Raw genomic sequence first — 19659 nt, forward strand, 5'->3', positions numbered from 1 at the left:
GTTATCTGAATATTCTAACATATATTGGTTTACAAGGAGTGAAGCAGATGAAGGGGAGCGTATTCAGAAAGAAAAGCATTCAGGACCTGCTTGCATCAACGAGCGGGGAAAAGTCGCTTAAAAGAGAGTTAGGGGCCTTTGATTTGACCCTTCTGGGGATAGGGGCCATCATCGGAACGGGGATTTTTGTATTAACCGGAACAGGCGCTGTCACGGCGGGGCCGGGGCTGACCGTTTCATTTGTCATCGCCGCTCTTGCGTGTTTATTTGCGGCTCTGTCATATGCTGAATTTGCTTCAAGCGTCCCGGTTTCGGGTTCCGTCTACACGTTTACTTATGCGACACTGGGTGAACTTCTCGCGTTTATCATCGGATGGGATTTAATCTTGGAATATATGCTCGCCGTCAGCGCGGTTTCGGTCGGCTGGTCCGGCTATTTTCAATCATTCTTGGCGGGCTTCGGCATTCATCTTCCGACCGCATTAACGGCCGCGCCGGGATCCATTAAAGGCACGGTCACATTCTTTAATCTCCCCGCATTTGTTATCGTGCTTGCGATTACATTCCTCCTCTATTTAGGCATTAAAGAATCGAAGCGGGTCAATAATATTATGGTCATTTTGAAGGTTCTGGTTGTTCTATTGTTTATCGCCGTTGCGGCCGTATATGTCAAACCTCACAACTGGCAGCCGTTTATACCGATGGGGTTCGGCGGTGTTTTCAGTGCCGCGGCGCTCGTTTTCTTCTCTTTTATCGGTTTTGACGCCGTCTCTTCCGCCGCTGAAGAAACGAAAAATCCGGCGAAGGATCTGCCGAAAGGAATTATCTTTTCATTAATCGTCTGCACCGTGCTGTATGTGACCGTATCGGCGATTATGACGGGCGTCGTTCCGTTTGCCCGCTTTGAAGGCGTTGACCATCCCGTGTCTCTCGTCCTGCAGATGGCCGGACAGAATTGGGTGGCCGGGATTATTGATATCGGCGCAGTGTTGGGGATGACAACGGTGATGCTCGTCATGCTGTACGGCCAGACGAGGGTGATGTTTGCCATGTCCCGTGACGGTTTGGTGCCGGGAGCGCTTTCAAAAGTCCATCCGAAGCATAAAACGCCGCACGTGGTGACGTGGGTGTTCGGCATCCTGTCGGCATTACTCGGCTCGCTCGTCCCGCTTGATGAACTGGCGAAGCTGGTGAACATCGGCACGCTTGCCGCATTTGTCCTGATTTCCGTGGCGGTTATCGTATTGAGAAAGAAACAGCCTGATCTGCCAAGGGCTTTTAAATGTCCGGGGGTTCCCTTTATTCCGATATTGTCCATTCTGTTCTGCGTGTTTTTGATTATTAACCTCGGCGCTACCACCATATTCCGTTTCTTTATCTGGCTGATCATCGGTCTGGTGATTTATTTCTTATATTCGAGAAAGCATTCGAAATTAAACGGGGATTTGTAAGGAGCGGCACCCGCCGCTCCTTTTTATTTTTCGGAATAATGAAACATATTGAAATGGGCTTAAGTTATCGCAGCGAATAAGGGATAATATAGGGCGGAAGGGAAGTGGAAAGTCGTGTCTGACCAAAAAAGGGTTCAATGGGCCTCAAAAATAGGATTTATTATGGCCGCTGCCGGTTCGGCGATCGGCCTGGGAGCCATTTGGAAGTTCCCTTACGTAGCGGGTACGAACGGGGGAGGCGCTTTTTTTCTTATATTCGTCCTCTTTACCGTGCTTTTAGGCTATCCGCTTTTGCTCGGTGAATTTATTTTCGGAAGACGGAGCCAGACAAATGCGATTGATGCCTACAAACAAGCCGCGCCGAAGTCGGTATGGCACCTCACGGGTTATGTGGGTGTGGCGGCCTGTTTTTTAGTTTTGTCTTTTTACAGTGTTGTCGGCGGGTGGATTTTGCTTTATGTGTTAAAAGCCGTTACCGGTTCTTTATCCGGGCTCACTCAGGAGCAGTACGGCACGGTGTTCGGGACGGTCATTGAAAATCCGATCCAGACTCTCATTGCGCAGCTTGTATTTATGATCATGACGGTGGCGGTCGTCGCAAAAGGCGTGCAGAAAGGGATTGAACGTGTCAGTGCGGTGCTGATGCCGATTTTATTCGTGCTGTTTCTATTGCTTGTGCTGCGATCAGTCACGCTCGATCATGCCGTTGAGGGGATTAGATTTTTATTGGTTCCGCACTTTGAAGATTTGACGCCGGAATCCATCCTATATGCTTTAGGACAGGCGTTTTTTACATTAACGCTCGGTGTTTCGGTCATGGTGACATACAGTTCGTATCTGCCGAAAACCCAAAATCTTCCGGGTTCGGCGGGTTCCATTGTTATGATGAATGTGCTCGTTACGCTGTTTGCGGGACTGGCCATTTTCCCGGCGGTTTTTTCGTTCGGCTTTAAACCGGATGAAGGGCCTACACTGCTGTTTACCGTGCTGCCGGCTGTGTTTGACCGGCTGCCGTTCGGCTCGCTGTTTTTTATCAGCTTTTTGGCGGTCTTTTTCTTCGCCGCGCTGACTTCGGCCTTTTCGATGGTGGAAATTATCGTGGCGACTGTCGGGAAAGGTGATGAAACGAAAAGAAAGAAGCTGTCGTGGACAAGCGGTCTGCTCATTTTCTTAGTCGGAATTCCGTCCTGTTTATCATACGGTGTTCTCGGTGATGTTCATTTGTTCGGAAAAACGTTTTTTGATCTTGCGGATTTCACCGTCAGCAATGTGCTGATTCCGCTCGGCGCTTTATTAATATCAATCTTCGTCCCGCTGAAAATACCGAAGCAGGAGCTGTTTGCCGAGATGAAAAGCGGTTCCGCCATCGGCTATCGTTTCTTTCAGGTGTGGTATTTCCTTCTGAAATATCTCGTGCCGCTGGCTATCATCGTCGTATTGCTCCATTTAATCGGCGTTCTTTCATTTTAAAAAACAGGCCCCCGTAAAAGGGCCTGTTTTTATGTTTAAAAACCGAATTGCAGATTCGTATCAACCGCAACGATCGTATATACACAGACAATGACGAACAGATTGAGAATGACACCGAGCAGTCCCGGGCCCGTCCGCCCTTTTTTAATAAACAGCTCAATGATGCCGAACGGCACGGCGGCCATCGCAAACGGCAGCATCTGATAAGAATAGAAAGTCACATTGCTGATGATTGCCACGTTCAAAAGCAGCAGCGACAAAATCGCGGTACCGACTGATATCCAGCCGAAAACATTATGCTCTTTAAAAATTCTTACCAATTCCATAATTCCACCTCACCGATGTTTGCTGCTTTTACTGTTTTGTTTTTCAGCAGACGTTCGATTTCTTTTGTCGGCCCCGTCACGACAGAGCCGTATACGTTCATTCCGTGATGTTCAACATAGTCGATTCGGCTGCCAAGATTCATGTCTTTGCGTTTCGATATTGCATGCGCCCATTTTTTATGGCGGGACATAAATTCAAGGGCATTGATAAATTGTTCACGGTCTGTCTGTCCTTGCGTTTCGAAAGAGGACACCATCTTGGAATCTTTCCCGGGAAATCCTAACGGCTCGGCATAAGGACTGTCTTTCAGATTTTTCTCCGTTTCGACCGCGTTCCATAAAAACTTCACATCGTATTTTTTAAAAGTCGAATATATTTGAGAAGAAGGATAGGCCCTGTCATAAGAAAGATAGACCTCCGCCACGCTTCCTTCAGGCAATTTTTTTAATGTCTGTCCGGCTTTGTCAATCGTGCGTTCCTTTAAGCCGGAAGGATGGGCGAAATAATGCTTTGCCTGTGCCGCGTCTAAATCATAGTAGTTAACGGCAGGCGATTTGACCGTATCTAAAAACATTTCAATCCGTTCTCCGCCGACGGATTTCGTTTTTGTGCCGATCTGCTTTTGCAGCGGAAATTCCGTATTCATTCCAAACAGCTTCACCTGGCTTTTCAGTCCGGAGGTATCGACGAGGACGTTCGGCATTGTGGTCGCCACCGTCACTGCCGCGGTCTCCATTAATTGATTGCCGGTGCTTTCTTTTCCTCCCAGACCGTAATAGAGGTAGCTTCCTAATGTGCAAAGCGGCAAAATCATCAAAGTGGAGATGACGGCGAGAACTGAAATCCGCAAATACGATTTGCGTTTTCCGTATGATAAAATGGCCTTCTGTTTTTCCGGGCTGATGCCGACGTCCCATTCCCGGTCGTCCTGCATTTCGCTTTCAATCAACTCCTGATAGACTTCCAGCTTTTCCAGCTCTTCTTCAAAGGCGGCCATTTCCCGGTCGCTCATTTCTCCATTTTTGTATTGGTAAAAACGCTTTTTAAATTCTTCATTCATCATTAACACCTCTATTATAAAGTGCTTTCAGCCGCTGTCTGGCACGAAATAAAACACTTTTAAAATTAGCCTCTGAAATATTCATAATATGGGATGCTTCTTTGTAATTCAGTTCTTTTAAATAATACAGTGTTAAGGCCTCCCGATAATTGTCGGGAAGTTCGGACATATACCCTGTCAGCACTTCCTTGATTTCAATCTGATGAGCCGGGCTTTGAACAGCCGTCTGGAAAAGGCTCCCAATTAAGTCATCGGAAATGGTCACTTCCTTTTTATGTTTTCTGACATAATCTATAAACGCATTTCTCGCCACTTGAAAAAGCCATGGCTTTACTTTGCTGTGGTCGTAGGAGTGAATGTGTATGTATGCCCTCATAAAGGTTTCCTGCAGCAAATCTTCAGCGAGATGCTTGTCTTTTGTCATGGAGAGCAGGAACCGGTAAACATCATTCATATACATTTGGTAAATTTCATCGATCGTCACTGCCTTTTCTCCCCTCTATGTTATACACGCATAAGAAAGGTTTAAAGTTGCACGTTCCATGCAAACGGCTTAAATTCATTTTCACCTCATCAAACACCATTTCTCTATAGTACCCAAAATCCGTCATAAAAGATAGAGATCGGCGGAGGAAAAATATAATTATTAGTACCAGGTAATAAAAAATATTGTTATAATAGAGAGAGAGAACACTTTTGATCATTACAACAAAGGAAGTGCGTTATGTATAAGTTTTGTGCAAATGCCATCAAATGCATTCTATCCCTGCGCGGAGGAGTGAAAGTGTACAATAAAGAGAATCTTCCGTCTGATAAAGGATTCGTTATCGCGTGCACGCATGCGGGCTGGGTGGACGTCCTCACGCTCGGTGTCGGGATATTGCCCCATCAGATTCATTATATGGCGAAAAAAGAGCTGTTTCAGAAAAAGTGGATCGGACGTTTTTTGAAGAAGATTCACGCGTTCCCGGTTGACCGTGAAAATCCGGGCCCGAGCAGCATTAAAACGCCGATTAAGCTTCTGAAGGAAGGAAAGATTGTCGGGATTTTTCCGAGCGGTACGAGAACATCAGAAGACGTCCCGCTGAAAAGAGGGGCCGTGACCATCGCCCAAATGGGAAAAGCGCCGCTCGTTCCGGCCGCATATAAAGGGCCGTCTACGGGAAAAGCGCTGTTTAAAAAGGGAAAAATGCGGCTTATCATCGGCGAGCCGATTTTTTTGGAGGACTTTTCCGATCTTGCGCCGAAGGAGAGGCTTGCGGCCATGACAGAAGAGCTGAATGCCAGAATTAAAGAGCTTGAGAAAAAACTTGAACAATTGTAAATGAAAAAAAGCTTGCCGTCTGTATCAGACGCGCAAGCTTTTTTGTTATGCTTCTTTTTGTTCGGCGGTTTCCAGCAGTTCATCAAACGCCAGTTTTTTCACTTCGATATATGCGACGTGGTGGCCGTCAATTTCATTAATGATAAATTCACAGCCTTCTTCGATAATCGAGTCGTATTGTTCGACGTCGTATTTCTGGGTAAGGAACCAGCCGCCGATGGTGTCGACCTCGTCATTTTCCAAATGGATGCCGAGGAGTTCGTTCACTTGATCAATCAGGACCTTGCCGTCAAGCATGTAATGGCCGTCGCCGAGTTTACGGATTTCGTTGATTTCATCGATATCAAATTCATCACGAATTTCCCCGACGATTTCTTCAATAATGTCTTCAACGGTGACAAGCCCCGCGGTTCCGCCGTATTCATCCGACAGAATCGCCATATGAACCCGTTCCTTCTGCATTTTTACAAGCAGATCGTGAATCGGTGCCGACTCAATCACATGGATGATCGGATTAACAAAATCGGTAATCGGCGAGTCGACTGATACTTCGCCGCTGATGCAGGCGGTCAGCACTTCTTTAATGTTAATAACGCCGATAATATTATCTTTGTCACCCTCTTCGACAGGGTACCGGGTATATTTTTCAATCTGAATGATGTCCATCATTTCAGAAATTTTGATATCATGCGGCAGACTGACGATTTCCGTACGCGGAATCATGATTTCTTTTGCAAGTCTGTCGTCAAATTCAAAGATTTTGTTCACATATTTAAATTCAGACTGGTTGATTTCACCGCTTTTATAGCTTTCCGATAAAATGATGCGCAGCTCTTCTTCAGAGTGGGCAAGCTCATTTTCAGACACCGTCTCCAGACCGAACGTCTTCGTTAAAAGACGGGCGGAGTTGTTCAGAAGCCAGATAAACGGGAACATGATGCGGTAAAACCAAATGAGCGGTTTCGAAAACAGCATTGAAACGGCTTCCGCTTTCTGGATGGCGACTGTTTTCGGCGCCAACTCTCCCACGACCACGTGTAAGAATGTAATGATCGCATAGGCGAGAATAAATGAAATAATATGCGATAATGAGCTTGGTACGTTTATCTTTGTGAAAAGCGGATGAAGCAAGCGTTCAATCGTTGATTCGCCTAAGACACCAAGACCGATGGAAGTCAATGTTATGCCGAGCTGGCACGCCGATAAATACTCATCTAAATGCGTGGTCACTTTTTTGACACCGATTGCGGCTTTATTTCCTTCTGCTATAAGCTGGTCAACCCGTGAGCCTCTGATTCTGATTATCGCAAACTCAGATGCTACGAAAAATGCCGTCAGCGCGATTAAAACCGCGACTAAAATCAAATTCACAATGTCCAATTAGAACCTTCACTCCTTTTGGGAAGATGAAGGTAACACCTCCTGTTAGTAAGATAATGGTTTAACTTAACAGCAGCATAAATGATTGAAGCACTGCAAGCTTTTCAGGAGCCAGCCTTTTTTTCAGCTGGGCGCGCTCCTCTGGTTCAAGCTTTTCAAACCGATTCAAGATCACGGAGATGTTTTGATTCATGTGATCAATTTCCGATGCCAGATTTCCAATATCGTCAGGCAGGGCTGAAGAGGGAAACTGGTTCTCCAGTCGATCTTTTATATCAGACAGGGCCAATCGCTGCTTTTTACAAGCGACTATAAACTTTAACCGATTAAGTGCAAGTGTATCGTAGTAACGATAGTTCGAACAAGACCTGTCAGGCTTTAAAAGCCCGAGGTTTGTGTAGTAATCCACCGTGCGTTTCGTTACACCGGCAAGCTCTGCTAATTCACTGATGCGATAAGTCTCAGCCCCATCTAAATCCCTCCCCAACCATCACGTTATAGTTATGAGAATAGTTTAATATATGAAGGGGAGTTTGCACAAGTTTATTGTTTTCCGTCTTTCTCCTGAAACGGCGCGGCGGGCTGTCTGAAAAAGCGTTGACTGCGCCATGTAAATCTTTCATAATCATTGTAAATAGAAACGGAAGAAAAAGACAGAAGGGACAGATGACAGTGGCCGGTTTATCACGGGAAGTGACACAGAATCTGGAGAAAGGTTCATGGATACGCAAACTATTTGATGAAGGCGCTCGGCTGAAAAAAGAGTTCGGCGCCGATAAGGTGTTTGATTTTTCAATAGGAAATCCGGTTGCGGAGCCGCCTGAAACATTTAAAAAGGCGCTTTGCGAAGCGGCTGAAACAGGGCGGCACGGATACATACAAAACCAGGGGCTTCCGGAGGCGAGAGAAAAGGTTGCGCGCTTTTTGTCAGAGCGGTTTCAGACAGAAATTTCCGCAAGGCATACAGTCATGACGGTCGGAGCCGGCGGGGCGCTGAATGTCGCGCTGAAAAGCATTTTAAACCCCGAGGAAGAAGTCATCCTACTTGCGCCTTATTTTGCGGAATATAAAGCGTATGTTGAAAATTACCGCGGCAGACCCGTCATCTGCCCGCTGACTGACTCATTTGAGATTGATATTGAAGCGGTTAAAGGTGCGATCACCCCCCGTACGAAAGGCCTGATCGTTAATACGCCGCATAATCCGACGGGGACTGTGCTCAGCCAGAAAAACCTTAACGAATTGGGCGCCTTATTAAAAGAAGCCGAAGAGCGGAACGGCCAAAGCATATTTATTTTATTTGATGAACCGTACAGCCAGCTGATCTACGGAGAAGAGCAGGCGAATCCGTTTCAGGCGTATCACCGCGTGATTTTAGTCAGTTCGTTCAGTAAAGATCTCGGCATTGCGGGGGAAAGGCTCGGGTATATCGCGGCAGACGCCCAAATGCCTGAGGGCGATCTTCTGACGGATGCGTTCGTTTTCTGCAACCGGACGCTCGGCTTTGTGAACGCTCCGGTCATGATGCAGCGTGCCGTGGCGAAAATGGATGATCTTTCGATTGACGCTGAACCTTACAGAAAGCGGAGAGACCTTATGGTGGACATCCTCACAGAAGCCGGCTTCGAATTTGAAATGCCGAAAGGAGGCTTTTTCGTCTTTCCGAAATCACCGATTGAAGACGAGGTGGCATTCTGCATGCATGCCGCACAGAAATACAAACTATTGATCGTACCCGGCAGCGGATTTGGAAAAAGCGGCTATTTCCGATTATCTTTCAGCGTGCCTTCAGAACAGATCAGACAGTCGCGCGATATTTTCAAAGCACTGTATCAAGATTTTTCTTCATAGCTTCCAATACATAAAGATGGGAGAACGGACAAATGTCGAGGAGTAATAATGGCACGTCAGACATCAGCATTACAGGAATCGGAGTCTTAACCGCGGTCGGACAAGGCAAGGAGGCGTTTCTCGATGCGCTTATGGAGGGGCGGCACGCCTTTGATGTGATGAAACGGCCCGGCCGGCAGAAAGGCAGTTCGTTTATCGGCGCGGAGCTTAGCGAATTAACGCCGCCGGACGCGCTGTCGAAGCGCTTGTACCGAAGGGCCGCATTATCAGGAAAGACGGCGCTTATCGCTTTATATGAAGCGTGGCATGACGCTCAATTAGACGGCGCTGATCACAGCCGCACCGGTCTGATCATCGGCGGCTCGAATATGACGCAGCGCGAATTGCTGCAGGCCTTTGAGAAAAACGGTGAAACGCCGCAATTTGTAAATCCGACATACGGGCTTTCTTTTATGGATAGTGATTTGTCGGGGCTTTGTACGGAGCAATTCGGGATAAAAGGGCCGGCCTTTACGGTCGGCGGCGCGTCGGCAAGCGGCCAGGCGGCGGTTATTCAGGCTGCTCAAGGAATCAAAGGCGGCCTGTTTGACCGGTGCATCGTGATCGGGGCGCTGGCCGATCTGTCGTACATGGAGTGTCATGCTCTCCGTTCTTTGGGAGCGATGGGCACTGATACATACGCTGAACGGCCTGAAGCCGCCTGCCGCCCGTTTGACCGGCATACGGACGGGTTTATATTCGGAGAGGCGTGCGGGGCGATTGTGCTGGAACGCGCTGAATCTGCCGAACAGAGGGGCGCGCGTTCGTGGGCCGGCTTAAAGGGCTGGGGGATGGCTTCCGATGCGAACCGCAACCCGAATCCTTCAGCAGAGGGCGAAATGACGGTGATCCGCCAGGCGCTGGAGCGGGCCGGTCTTTCAGCAAAAGAGATCGATTACATCAACCCGCACGGCACCGGTTCGCCGATCGGTGATAAGACTGAATGCCGGGCGCTTTCTGAAAGCGGCCTGTCGCACGCGCGGATTAATGCGACAAAATCGATTACCGGACACGGTCTGAGTGCGGCCGGAACGGTGGAAATCATTGCTGCTCTCTTGCAAATGCGGGAAAACAAGCTTCATCCGATCCGAAACTTAACGGAGCCGATTGACGATTCATTTCAGTGGGTGACCGACGGGCCGAGCGCCCATACCGTACACCATGCGTTAAGCTTAAGCATGGGATTCGGGGGGATTAATACGGCGCTTTGTTTAGAAAATCATTTCCGAAGCAGATAACGGCAGCCTTCTTTTTGAAGGCTGTTTTTTATATGATAAAAATCTGAAAATGATGAAAGAATGGAGTTGTGATACAATAAACTATACAAATGACAATCATGCTTTGACTTAGGAGGTGGCAGGATGGGGCCCTCTGTGTAGTCAATCATCCATTTCGTTCCTCTCGCTTAAGAAAAAACGATGAAATCAGGAGGTGACGTCCTTATCCTTCAATTCGGGATAAGGTGAAATGGACGATATTGACAGTTTGATTTTAATCGGTGTGCTCATTGCGTTAACGGCATTTTTCGTGGCGAGTGAATTTGCGATCGTCAGAGTGAGAAGATCCAGAATCGATCAGCTCATTTCAGAAGGGAACAGACGGGCGGTGCTCGCAAAGCGTATCATTACGGATCTTGATGAGTATTTATCCGCCTCGCAGCTTGGCATTACACTCACATCCATCGGGCTCGGCGTACTGGGAGAGCCTGCATTTGAGCGGATGCTTCATCCTGTGTTTCAGGGCATGGGGCTGCCGGATTCTGCTGAGCATGTGATTGCTTTTGCTGCGGCGTACGGGCTGATTACGTTTCTGCATGTCGTCGTCGGTGAGCTTGCGCCTAAAACGGTTGCGATTCAAAAAGCGGAAAAGCTGACGTTATGGATTGCCGGACCGCTTCGGTTATTTTACGTGTTCATGTTCCCGTTTATTTGGGTGCTGAACGGCTCCGCGAGAATTCTGACCGGTTTGGCCGGATTAAAGCCGGCATCTGAGCATGAAGGCTCCCACTCTGAAGAAGAGCTGCGGATCCTGCTGTCAGAAAGTTTAAAAAACGGAGAAATCAATCCGTCTGAATATACATTTGTGAATAAAATTTTTGATTTTGATAATCGGATCGCCAAGGAAATCATGATCCCGAGAAAAGAAATCGCGGCTGTTTCCACTGATATGGACGTGCCGGAAATGCTTGATATGATGCTGAAAGACAAATATACGCGCTGGCCCGTAACGGACGGGGACAAAGACAGTGTCATCGGCATGATCAATACGAAGCATCTCTTTTCAGATCTGCTGTTTATGACAGAAGATGAAAAAGCGGAAGTATCCATCACGTCTTACGTCCGCCCGGTGATTGAAGTCATCGAGACGATCCCGATACACGACCTGCTGATAAAAATGCAGAGAGAACGGATTCATTTGGCGATATTGTCTGATGAATACGGCGGAACGTCCGGTCTTGTGACGACCGAAGACATCCTTGAAGAAATCGTCGGCGATATCAGAGACGAATTTGATGAGGACGAACAGCCGCAGATTCAAAAGCTGTCCGAACGCCATTATGTGCTGGACGGAAAGGTTCGGATTGATCAGGTGAATCATCTTCTCGGCGCAGGGATTGAAGAGGAAGTCGACACGATCGGCGGTCTTGTGCTGAAACGGAATATTGACATCTGTGCGGGTGAGTCGATACAAATCGGGGGATACACTGCCCTCATATTAGAAATGGACGGCCGGTTTATTAAACAGCTTGAACTCAAAGAAGAACAGGGCCGCCCGGGCGGTCAGGGAACAATAAACCGCCAGCTGCCCGTGCCTGAAACGGTCATGCTTCATAACGCAACCTTGAGCGAAAAATAAGCTCAAGGTTTTTTTAAATGGATATCATAACAAAGCCGCACCAGAACGCCAAAAGGCTTCCGGCTGCTGAAACAGCGATGTAGAGCAGGCTTTCCTTTATGCGATTGTTCATCATCAGCTGCACGGCTTCAATACTGAACGTGGAAAAGGTCGTAAACGCACCGAAAAAGCCCGTCGCGATGATGATGCCGGCGGAAGGATTATCCAGACCCAGGCCGGTGAACATGCCGAGGCCGAAGGAGCCGAGCAGGTTGACCGCAGCCATTCCAAGCGGCATCGGAAAACCTTTTGTTCTTTCTGAAATTGTTTTACCCAGCAGAGACCGTAATACCGCTCCGATACCCGCTGCGATAAGCATCAGGACAATCGTCATGGCGTATCATGCCCCCTTCCCGCTGCGTGAAGGGCAATCCGCCGTCCCCAGAAAATGCCGGCACATGCAAGGGTAATGCCAGAGACTAATGTCGCGGCAAAATAACAAAAAGCCGCTGCGGGAGACGATTGCAGCAGAAAAATGGTTTCTTTTGCGAAGGTTGACATCGTCGTGAAACCTCCGCAAAAACCGGTTCCTAAAAAGGCGGTCAAAAGAGGGCGTTTAGCCCGAATGATGAAATAACCCGTAATAAGACCGAGTAAAAGGCTTCCCGCCGCATTTTCGAGGAAAGTGGCCGCCGGGAAAGAACTGCTGTGAATGTGCGCGCTCATTTCAAAGCGGAGCAATGCGCCAAGCGCGCCTCCGATAAAAATTGTGATGTATTGTTTCATATCAGCCATCCTTAGAAATAAAATCCGGAAAATCAGTTACAATGCCGTCAACTGCCATCATTTGCAGTTTTTCGGCCGTCTTTTGATTTCTGACCGTCCAGGCAAATACTTTCAGGCCGTGTCTGTGAGCGGTGGAAATCAAGAACCGATTCAGGCGGGTATATTTAATATTGACATAATTTACGGCTGATTTGTAGGCGGCCAGCTGGCTTTTGGAAAACATCCCGAAGCTGGGTCTTGCAATTATTGCAGTCGGAACGGACGGATACATGTCGTGAAAGGTCTGAATTGACTTGAGGCTGAATGATTGAACGATAGGGCGGATGGAAAAGGAAAACCTGCTTAACAGCTGGCCGACTGCTTTTTCAAGACCGACTTGAGAAACGTGCCCCTTCAGTTCAATTAAAAATCCGATTTCAGAATGATAACGCTTCAGAACCTCTTCGAGCAGGGGAATCCGCTCCCCTTTAAACTCAGCCCCATACCAGCTGCCGGCATCCAGAGACTGCAGCTTCTTCAGCGTAAAATCTTTTACAAAACCGGAGCCGTCCGTCGTCCGGTCGACTTTGTCATCATGGATGACGACAATCTGGCCGTCTTTTGTGAGCTGGACGTCAAGCTCAATGAAATCAGCGTTCATTTCGGCAGCGATATCAAATGCCGCAAATGTATTTTCGGGCGCGTAACCGGATGCGCCGCGATGAGCGATGGTATACAAGCTTGTCAGCTCCCCTCATGGGCATTTCTGTTATTATATCAGATTCGTATATGCACAGCGATTCAAACTGGTGAATGTGCGAAACAGTATTTTTTTGGAATAAAGATAGTGCTTTTTTCGGTTTACAATCCGCAGTGATGATTTATAATGGCAAAAAGGAGGCGAGATCATGGGAAAAGGGAGATTGAAAGTGGAAGAAAGAATTAAGGCCGAAACCGATGCTGAAATCCAAAAAGCGACTCTCCTGAAACAGACACAATCAAAGAAGAAATAGTGCCTGACCCTGTTGTATCTGGCTGAAAGATGAACGAATGTGTGAAAAACCCCGGCTGTGCTCTGATGCCGGGGTTTTTCAGGCTGCCTAAAGACATTAAAAGAAGCTGATGTCCGAATGTTTTAGTATAATAGATTTTCGACAAGACAAAGGAGCATATGCCATGATGACACAATTTCAGAGCTTTTTTACGCTTGACCATATTTTGCAGATCAGTATCAGCATCGGAATTTTAGCGGCTTTTCTCGTTTTGAGAAAACTGTTTGTCAAATACTTTTTTCAGCTCATTTACAAATTGGCGAACAAGCCGAAAACCGACATATTCAAACAGATTGCCGTAGCGTTTGACAAGCCGGCCAGGTGGTTTTTCGTGGCGCTGGGTCTATTTTTGGCGATTGAGTATTCGCCGTTCTTAGACGGACAGATGGACATTGTCAAAAAATTGTACCGCTCTCTGATCGTTGCGCTGATCGCCTGGGGGCTTTGCAATCTGACATCGGCGTCTTCGTTTTTATTTCATAAAGTCAATCAGCGCTTTGAGCTTGATATGGATGACATTTTGGCGCCGTTTTTATCCAAGGTGCTGCGCTTTGTCATTCTCGCGCTCAGCGTCAGTGTGATCGCGCAGGAATTCAATTATGATGTAAACGGGTTCGTGGCCGGACTCGGACTTGGCGGATTGGCCTTCGCGCTTGCGGCTAAAGATACGATCAGCAATTTTTTCGGCGGCATTATCATCATTACGGAAAAGCCGTTTACGATCGGCGACTGGGTCGAGACGTCATCTGTAACGGGGGGCGTTGAAGATATCACATTCCGAAGCACAAGGTTCCGCACGGCGCAGGGGGCGCTTGTTACCGTACCCAATTCAACGCTGTCCATGGAAGCCATCACAAACTGGACGAGGATGACGAAGCGCCAGGTCACGTTTTCCGTTCGTGTTTCTTATGCGACGCCGATTGATCGTTTAGAGCGGTGCATCACAAGGCTCAGAGAAATGCTTCGTGAACATGAAGGCGTGCATGATGATACGATTATGGTTAACTTTGACGTGTTTGCGGACAGCTATTACAATCTGTTTTTCAACTTTTACACAAAGACCATCGTGTGGGCGGAAAGCCTGGATGTGCGGCAGGATATCAACCGCCGGATTATTGATATTTTTGCTGAGGAAGGCGTGGAATTCGCCTATCCGGGCCAGAATGTATTCGTAAAACAGAAAAGCCACGATGATCCGGTTCATGTGAAGGATCATTCCGGAGAAAAAGAACGGGCATAACAGGCGCCGTTCTTTTTTCATGATATGATAAAAAGAAAAGGCGGTGGAAGAGTGGAAGCGTTTATGACATTGATCAATCAGGCGGAACGTATCGTGGTGCTGACGGGAGCGGGAATGAGCACGGAATCCGGCATTCCTGATTTTCGTTCGGCGGGTGGTATATGGACCGAAGACACATCCAGAATGGAAGCGATGAGCAGGGAATACTTTGAACGCCGTCCGCGTGAATTCTGGCCTAAATTCAAACAGCTCTTTCAGATGAAAATGAGCGGAAGCTATGAGCCGAATGCCGGCCATACGTATTTGGCGGATCTTGAAAAGCGGGGAAAGCAGGTAGACATTTTCACGCAGAATATTGACGGGCTGCATAAGAAAGCGGGAAGCAGCAGTGTCTATGAGCTTCACGGTTCAATTCAGACCGCCGCATGCCCCCGCTGCGGAGCGCGCTACGGGCTTTCTCATCTGCTGAAGGACGAAGTGCCGGAATGTACGGCCGAAATCGGTGATCATGCGGTATGCGGCACCGTATTAAAAACGGATGTCGTGCTGTTCGGCGATCTCGTTCAGCATTTTGAAACCCTTTATGAAAAGCTTGATAAAGCTGATCTTCTTCTTGTGATCGGCACTTCGCTTGAAGTGGCGCCGGCAAGGTTTGTCCCTGAGGATGCGGGCCGGATTCCCGGTTTGAAGCAGGTGATCATTAACCTTGAGCCGACATATTGCGACCATTTATTTGATCTTGTCATCCATGAGAAGATCGGTGAATTTGCAAAACGGATCAGCGCCGCGACATAAAAAAAGCCGGATCATATACAGATCCGGCTTTTCTTATTCATGGACGGGAAACATTTGATCCGTCAGAACATCAAAGGAGTAGCCCTGGGCTTTCAGTTTTTGGATCAGGCTCGGCAAAGCGTGCACCGTCGCAGGCAGATCGTGCATTAAAATGACATGCGGCCTGCTCGTATGAACGCTTTCCAAATATGCGAGCTGATTCAATACTTCCGGCACGTACCGTGCGTTTTTGTACTTCCAGTCTTCACTGTCTATCGTCCAGTCCCAGTACACGAATCCGTCTTTTTCGAGATTCTTAATCTGGGCATCCGTCAATGACGGTTTACTGCCGTAAGGCGTGCGGACAAGATCCGTTTTTACTCCGGTGATTGCCTCGAGTGTATCGCGTCCCTGCTGCATTTCGTTCAGCGGTGATGTCGGTGTTTGATAAAACAGGTGATTATCGTGCGTCACGCCGTGCAGGCCGAGCGCGATTCCTTCCTGCTTCGCTCTTTGCACGGAATGCTGATAGGCTTTCATCCGCGGTTCAAGCATAAAAAAAGTGGCCTTTGCGCCATTTGCCTTCAATACATTCAACAGCTGTTCAGTATATGGAGACGGCCCGTCGTCGAAGGTTAAATATACCGTTTTTTTCCCTGGGTCACGCTCTCTCTGCAAATGTTTCATTAAGACGTCGGGAGAATCATTTTTCAGCCGCAGGCTTTCTGCTTCATCCCGAAGCTGCCCGTTTGCGGTCACGGTGACCTGTTTGTTTTTTGCGGCGGAAGCGGAATATCCCATTATGACGATTACCAGAAGCAGTCCGCACAAAACTGCTAAACTCGTAAGTTTAAAAGCCAATGAAAACAGAGAAGGGGAAGCACCTTCTTTTGTGTTGCGCATAACAATCTCTCCAGTAGCATAAGTTTCTGCATAATGCCGATAACAGCGGAGGCTTGCGAAGTGCCATAAGTTAACAGCATATGTATGTCGAATCAAGTATACAGGAACAAAACTGGAAAAGACATAGAAAAGATGTCGAATAATAAGATTTTAAGAAAAAAATAAACTCCGCAGCCGGCTCGTTCAGTATGATAGAATAGTTGACAATAACAGCTGAGAATGCACATCACGGCAGATAACGATGAGGAGGGTTTACATGAAGACATTAGTAAACGGCCAGTTGATTGATCGTGAAGAAGCGGCAGTTGATATTGAGGACCGCGGATATCAATTCGGTGACGGTGTGTATGAGGTCATCAGAGTGTATAACGGCGCCTTATTCGGTCTGCGTGAGCACATCGACCGTCTTTTCAGAAGCGCCGCAGAAATCGGCATCACCCTGCCGTTCTCCGCAGAGGACATAGAATGGGATCTGCAAAAGCTTGTACAGGAAAACAAACTCATTGACGGCGGGATCTATATGCAGACGACGAGAGGGAAGGCGCCGCGCAAGCACCAGTATGACGAAGGTTTGGAACCGCAGACGACGGCATATACCTTTTCAGTGAAAAAACCGGAAAATGAACAAAAAGCCGGAGCGCAGGCCATAACGGCGGAAGACAAACGCTGGCTGAGGTGTGACATTAAGAGTCTGAATTTACTGTATAATGTGATGATTAAACAAAAAGCCTATGAAGCAGGCGCTTATGAAGCGGTGCTGATAAGGGACGGAGCGGTCACGGAAGGAACCTCTTCCAATGTATACGCCGTCATAAACGGCACTGTCCGGACGCATCCTGCAAATGAGCTGATTTTAAACGGCATTACGCGGATGAAACTGTTAGAGCTGATGAAAGAAAACGGGATTGAGGTGCGGGAGAAGGCTCTTACCGAAGACGAACTCAGGGATGCGGATGAAATTTTCATCTCGTCAACGACGGCTGAATTAATCCCGATCGTAACCCTTGACGGGAAACCGGTCGGAAGCGGAGCGCCGGGACCTGTAGCCAAAACGATTCAGGAGGCTTTTCAGTCGCACATTCAGCAGGAGCTCGGGGTTCAGTCATAAGCTGAAAAAAGGCCGGAACACATCCGGCCTTTTTGCTTCAGTCAGATAAAAAGAGATTCGATATGCTGCACGAGCACACGGGAGATCTTCTCTTTTGAAAGACGCTCAGGTTCAAGCATGGCATGCAGCGCCAATCCGTCGGCGATGGCGTACATTTTCTCCGCTTCGATCTCTTTATCAAGATTCGGTTTCAGAAGCTTATTTTCATCCAGCCAGTCAATCAGACCGCGGATATATGCCAAGATCCCGTCCTGCTGGGGTTGAAACTCTTCTCCCTTATGTCTGGCATAAGCTGTGAAAGCGAACCATACCTCCATTTCAGCCATCGTTTCTTCATCTGTCGGGATGATTTCAAGCATCAGACGCACCGCTTTTTCTTTCGGCGGCAGATCTTTCATGGCAACTTCGTTAATTCTGGCGGCCGCTTTTTCTTTTACGAGTGTCATCGCATACCCTAAAAGCTCATCCTGGGTGGTGAAATAGTGCCTCAGCGCGCCTAAAGAAAGACCCGCTTCCTGGGCGATGTTTCTCACTGTCGCTCCTTCCATTCCCCGCTCCAAAATCGTCCGCCAAGTGGCTTCGGCTATTTGTTTTCTTCTTTTTTCATGATCGATTATTTTAGGCATGGTTCCAGTGTAACAGGAAATATTTTTTCTTGCAATTTTGTAATACAGTTGTATTAAATAAAAAGCAGTGATACAATGCATTTTAGAAAACGATAAGGGGGAACCGGATTGAACGCGATTGCTTGGTTGATTGTCATTTGTGAGGCTGCTTTTTGGGCGGCTGTCATCTTCGGATTGGCGGCGCGCTATATATTCAGGCGGCAAAAGCTCGGAATGTTTTTTTTCGCTCTCATTCCTTTATTGGATGCCGTACTGTTTCTGGCGGCCGCAGCTGATTTATACAGAGGGGCGGCGGCGACTATGGCGCATGCGGTGGCGGCCATTTATATCGGAGTGTCTGTCGCCTTCGGGAAAAGCATGATTCAATGGGCGGATGAGCGGTTCCGCTATTATGTGGTCAAGGAAGGGGCAAAACCGGTCAAGCGGTACGGGCTGGATTATGCCAAACATTATGCAAAAGGATGGGGAAGACATGTATTAGCATTTGTCATCGGCGGCGTTCTTTTAGCCGGAACGGTATTTCTCATTCAGGACGCTTCCCGCACCGAAGCGCTCAGCAAGCTGTTAAAGGGCTGGTCTGTCGTATTGTGCATCGATTTTTTGATCATGGCGAGTTTTTTTGTGATGCCGAAAAAAAGAAGAAACAGCCGGGAGCTGTAAAAAAAGCAGCTTTTGATTAAGCTGCTTTACAGAAAGAATTATTTTACGATCAGCACGGGAATATCGGATTTCGATGACAGTTTTTCACTGACGCTTCCGAATAAAAGTTTTTTCAGCCTGTTCTGGTCCCGGTTCCCCATGACGATCAAATCCGCCGATATACGGTCGGCATGCTCGATAATGGCATCAGCGGGATCACCTTCTAAAATGTCGATATCCCCGTCAATCTGGCTGTCGTTCATCAGCATTCTCGCTTCCGCAACGATTTCTTCCGTACGGTCTTCATAAATCATCGGATCAGGGGAGATTCTTTCCGCCTGGAGCGGGTCAGGAACGCTTGCAATCCCGCCGCCGATATACGTTGCCCCGGCTCCCGGCCTCGGGGGATCAACAATCGTCCGGGTATCTTTTGCATTGTGGGAATGTACGACCGTTAAATCCGCGTGAAATGTTTTTGAAAGGTCTATGGCTTTTTGGAGCGCTTTTTTACTATCATCACTTCCGTCAAAAGCTGCTATCAACCGGTCCGCGTGAAACATCGGCCTCATCCTTTCAGTAAAAAAGGTTTGTTTTACAATACCCGAATGGCAGAAATGTAAAACCTGCATTGACAAAAAAAGGATTTGTTTATATGATGAAGGAACAATATAGGGAAAAAGGAGGTATGGATCATGTCAAAACTAAAGCTTGTCAACTCATCTTCAGCTGAATACCGGCGTGACTCCCATACAGCGTCCGTTTTCTGAACATTTGCTTAAAAACGGGGCAGTCGCGCATAAGCGGCGGGTCTGTAC

Annotated in this window: 22 protein-coding genes; 11 read left to right on the forward strand and 11 right to left on the reverse strand. The window is 47.7% G+C overall.

Annotated features, from left to right (window positions below):
• The first annotated feature begins 47 nt into the window (after window positions 1-47).
• Both NSQ37_RS10335 and NSQ37_RS10340 read left to right on the forward strand, forming a co-directional pair.
• On the forward strand, window positions 48-1451 hold the full coding sequence (locus NSQ37_RS10335) for an amino acid permease (RefSeq protein WP_160241833.1): 1404 nt from the start codon (window positions 48-50) through the stop codon (window positions 1449-1451).
• A gap of 114 nt (window positions 1452-1565) precedes the next feature.
• Window positions 1566-2921, forward strand: coding sequence for a sodium-dependent transporter (locus tag NSQ37_RS10340; protein WP_015239483.1), 1356 nt, complete (start codon window positions 1566-1568; stop codon window positions 2919-2921).
• Window positions 2922-2956: 35 nt separating this feature from the next.
• On the opposite strand, the gene NSQ37_RS10345 is transcribed toward NSQ37_RS10340, so the two are convergent.
• Genes NSQ37_RS10345 through sigM form a run of 3 tightly spaced genes read right to left on the reverse strand, consistent with a single transcriptional unit; the run spans window position 2957 to window position 4792 of the window.
• Window positions 2957-3247 carry an anti-sigma-M factor gene (locus tag NSQ37_RS10345; RefSeq protein WP_003155315.1) on the reverse strand — a complete coding sequence of 97 codons (291 nt, stop codon included), beginning with the start codon at window positions 3245-3247 and terminating at the stop codon, window positions 2957-2959.
• Window positions 3235-4308, reverse strand: a complete 1074-nt coding sequence (locus NSQ37_RS10350; protein WP_099566527.1) for an anti-sigma factor — start codon at window positions 4306-4308, stop codon at window positions 3235-3237. The genes NSQ37_RS10345 and NSQ37_RS10350 overlap by 13 nt, the downstream gene beginning before the upstream one ends.
• Window positions 4301-4792 (reverse strand): RNA polymerase sigma factor SigM, encoded by a 492-nt coding sequence (gene sigM, locus NSQ37_RS10355; protein ID WP_003155312.1) that lies wholly within the window; start codon window positions 4790-4792, stop codon window positions 4301-4303. The genes NSQ37_RS10350 and sigM overlap by 8 nt, the downstream gene beginning before the upstream one ends.
• Before the next feature lie 240 nt (window positions 4793-5032).
• Between sigM and NSQ37_RS10360 the strand changes: the two genes are divergently transcribed.
• Complete coding sequence (locus NSQ37_RS10360; protein WP_007409265.1) at window positions 5033-5632, forward strand: lysophospholipid acyltransferase family protein; 600 nt, start codon at window positions 5033-5035, stop codon at window positions 5630-5632.
• A 45-nt stretch (window positions 5633-5677) separates the two neighbouring features.
• On the opposite strand, the gene NSQ37_RS10365 is transcribed toward NSQ37_RS10360, so the two are convergent.
• Together NSQ37_RS10365 and NSQ37_RS10370 are read right to left on the reverse strand one after the other, a co-directional pair.
• The gene (locus tag NSQ37_RS10365; RefSeq protein ID WP_003155308.1) at window positions 5678-7012 is read right to left on the reverse strand and encodes a hemolysin family protein; all 1335 of its coding nucleotides are present in this window, start codon (window positions 7010-7012) and stop codon (window positions 5678-5680) included.
• A 61-nt stretch (window positions 7013-7073) separates the two neighbouring features.
• Window positions 7074-7499, reverse strand: coding sequence for a MerR family transcriptional regulator (locus NSQ37_RS10370; protein WP_007409263.1), 426 nt, complete (start codon window positions 7497-7499; stop codon window positions 7074-7076).
• 179 nt (window positions 7500-7678) lie between these two features.
• On the opposite strand from NSQ37_RS10370, the gene NSQ37_RS10375 reads away from it, so the two are divergent.
• The 3 genes from NSQ37_RS10375 (at window position 7679) to NSQ37_RS10385 (ending at window position 11758) form a co-directional block, all read left to right on the forward strand.
• Window positions 7679-8863 (forward strand): pyridoxal phosphate-dependent aminotransferase, encoded by a 1185-nt coding sequence (locus tag NSQ37_RS10375; protein ID WP_043021383.1) that lies wholly within the window; start codon window positions 7679-7681, stop codon window positions 8861-8863.
• Between the two features lie 32 nt (window positions 8864-8895).
• A complete protein-coding gene (locus NSQ37_RS10380; RefSeq protein ID WP_015239486.1) occupies window positions 8896-10140 on the forward strand; it encodes a beta-ketoacyl synthase N-terminal-like domain-containing protein in 1245 nt (414 codons plus the stop codon).
• A gap of 229 nt (window positions 10141-10369) precedes the next feature.
• Window positions 10370-11758 (forward strand): hemolysin family protein, encoded by a 1389-nt coding sequence (locus NSQ37_RS10385; protein WP_007610337.1) that lies wholly within the window; start codon window positions 10370-10372, stop codon window positions 11756-11758.
• Between the two features lie 13 nt (window positions 11759-11771).
• Here the strand turns inward: NSQ37_RS10385 and crcB are convergent, their stop codons facing one another.
• Genes crcB through NSQ37_RS10400 form a run of 3 tightly spaced genes read right to left on the reverse strand, consistent with a single transcriptional unit; the run spans window position 11772 to window position 13241 of the window.
• Window positions 11772-12131: a fluoride efflux transporter CrcB gene (crcB, locus tag NSQ37_RS10390; RefSeq protein ID WP_012117180.1), complete on the reverse strand. Its 360-nt coding sequence runs from the start codon at window positions 12129-12131 to the stop codon at window positions 11772-11774.
• Window positions 12128-12523 (reverse strand): fluoride efflux transporter FluC, encoded by a 396-nt coding sequence (locus NSQ37_RS10395; RefSeq protein ID WP_341123688.1) that lies wholly within the window; start codon window positions 12521-12523, stop codon window positions 12128-12130. Before NSQ37_RS10395 ends, crcB begins: the two co-directional genes overlap by 4 nt.
• A gap of 1 nt (window position 12524) precedes the next feature.
• A complete protein-coding gene (locus tag NSQ37_RS10400) occupies window positions 12525-13241 on the reverse strand; it encodes a glycerophosphodiester phosphodiesterase (RefSeq protein WP_015417128.1) in 717 nt (238 codons plus the stop codon).
• 169 nt (window positions 13242-13410) lie between these two features.
• Between NSQ37_RS10400 and NSQ37_RS10405 the strand changes: the two genes are divergently transcribed.
• The 3 genes from NSQ37_RS10405 (at window position 13411) to NSQ37_RS10415 (ending at window position 15589) form a co-directional block, all read left to right on the forward strand.
• Window positions 13411-13515 (forward strand): YhdX family protein, encoded by a 105-nt coding sequence (locus tag NSQ37_RS10405; protein ID WP_003155299.1) that lies wholly within the window; start codon window positions 13411-13413, stop codon window positions 13513-13515.
• 163 nt (window positions 13516-13678) lie between these two features.
• Window positions 13679-14794, forward strand: coding sequence for a mechanosensitive ion channel family protein (locus NSQ37_RS10410; protein WP_007409256.1), 1116 nt, complete (start codon window positions 13679-13681; stop codon window positions 14792-14794).
• Window positions 14795-14857: 63 nt separating this feature from the next.
• The gene (locus NSQ37_RS10415) at window positions 14858-15589 is read left to right on the forward strand and encodes an NAD-dependent protein deacylase (RefSeq protein WP_301294548.1); all 732 of its coding nucleotides are present in this window, start codon (window positions 14858-14860) and stop codon (window positions 15587-15589) included.
• Between the two features lie 33 nt (window positions 15590-15622).
• Here the strand turns inward: NSQ37_RS10415 and NSQ37_RS10420 are convergent, their stop codons facing one another.
• Window positions 15623-16471, reverse strand: coding sequence for a polysaccharide deacetylase family protein (locus tag NSQ37_RS10420; protein ID WP_326365232.1), 849 nt, complete (start codon window positions 16469-16471; stop codon window positions 15623-15625).
• A 256-nt stretch (window positions 16472-16727) separates the two neighbouring features.
• Here NSQ37_RS10420 and dat point away from each other — a divergent pair, with 256 nt between their 5' ends.
• Window positions 16728-17579, forward strand: a complete 852-nt coding sequence (gene dat / locus NSQ37_RS10425) for a D-amino-acid transaminase (protein WP_047935539.1) — start codon at window positions 16728-16730, stop codon at window positions 17577-17579.
• A 41-nt stretch (window positions 17580-17620) separates the two neighbouring features.
• Here dat and NSQ37_RS10430 read toward each other — a convergent pair whose 3' ends face one another.
• Complete coding sequence (locus NSQ37_RS10430; RefSeq protein ID WP_012117186.1) at window positions 17621-18205, reverse strand: TetR/AcrR family transcriptional regulator; 585 nt, start codon at window positions 18203-18205, stop codon at window positions 17621-17623.
• Between the two features lie 108 nt (window positions 18206-18313).
• Between NSQ37_RS10430 and NSQ37_RS10435 the strand changes: the two genes are divergently transcribed.
• The gene (locus NSQ37_RS10435) at window positions 18314-18865 is read left to right on the forward strand and encodes a hypothetical protein (RefSeq protein ID WP_007409251.1); all 552 of its coding nucleotides are present in this window, start codon (window positions 18314-18316) and stop codon (window positions 18863-18865) included.
• A 38-nt stretch (window positions 18866-18903) separates the two neighbouring features.
• Here NSQ37_RS10435 and NSQ37_RS10440 read toward each other — a convergent pair whose 3' ends face one another.
• Entirely contained in the window at window positions 18904-19404 is a 501-nt protein-coding gene (locus tag NSQ37_RS10440; RefSeq protein ID WP_015239493.1) for a universal stress protein, read from the reverse strand.
• Window positions 19405-19659 lie beyond the last annotated feature (255 nt).

Origin of the sequence: Bacillus sp. FSL P4-0334, from assembly GCF_038004825.1 — a bacterium.
GTDB lineage: Bacteria > Bacillota > Bacilli > Bacillales > Bacillaceae > Bacillus > Bacillus velezensis.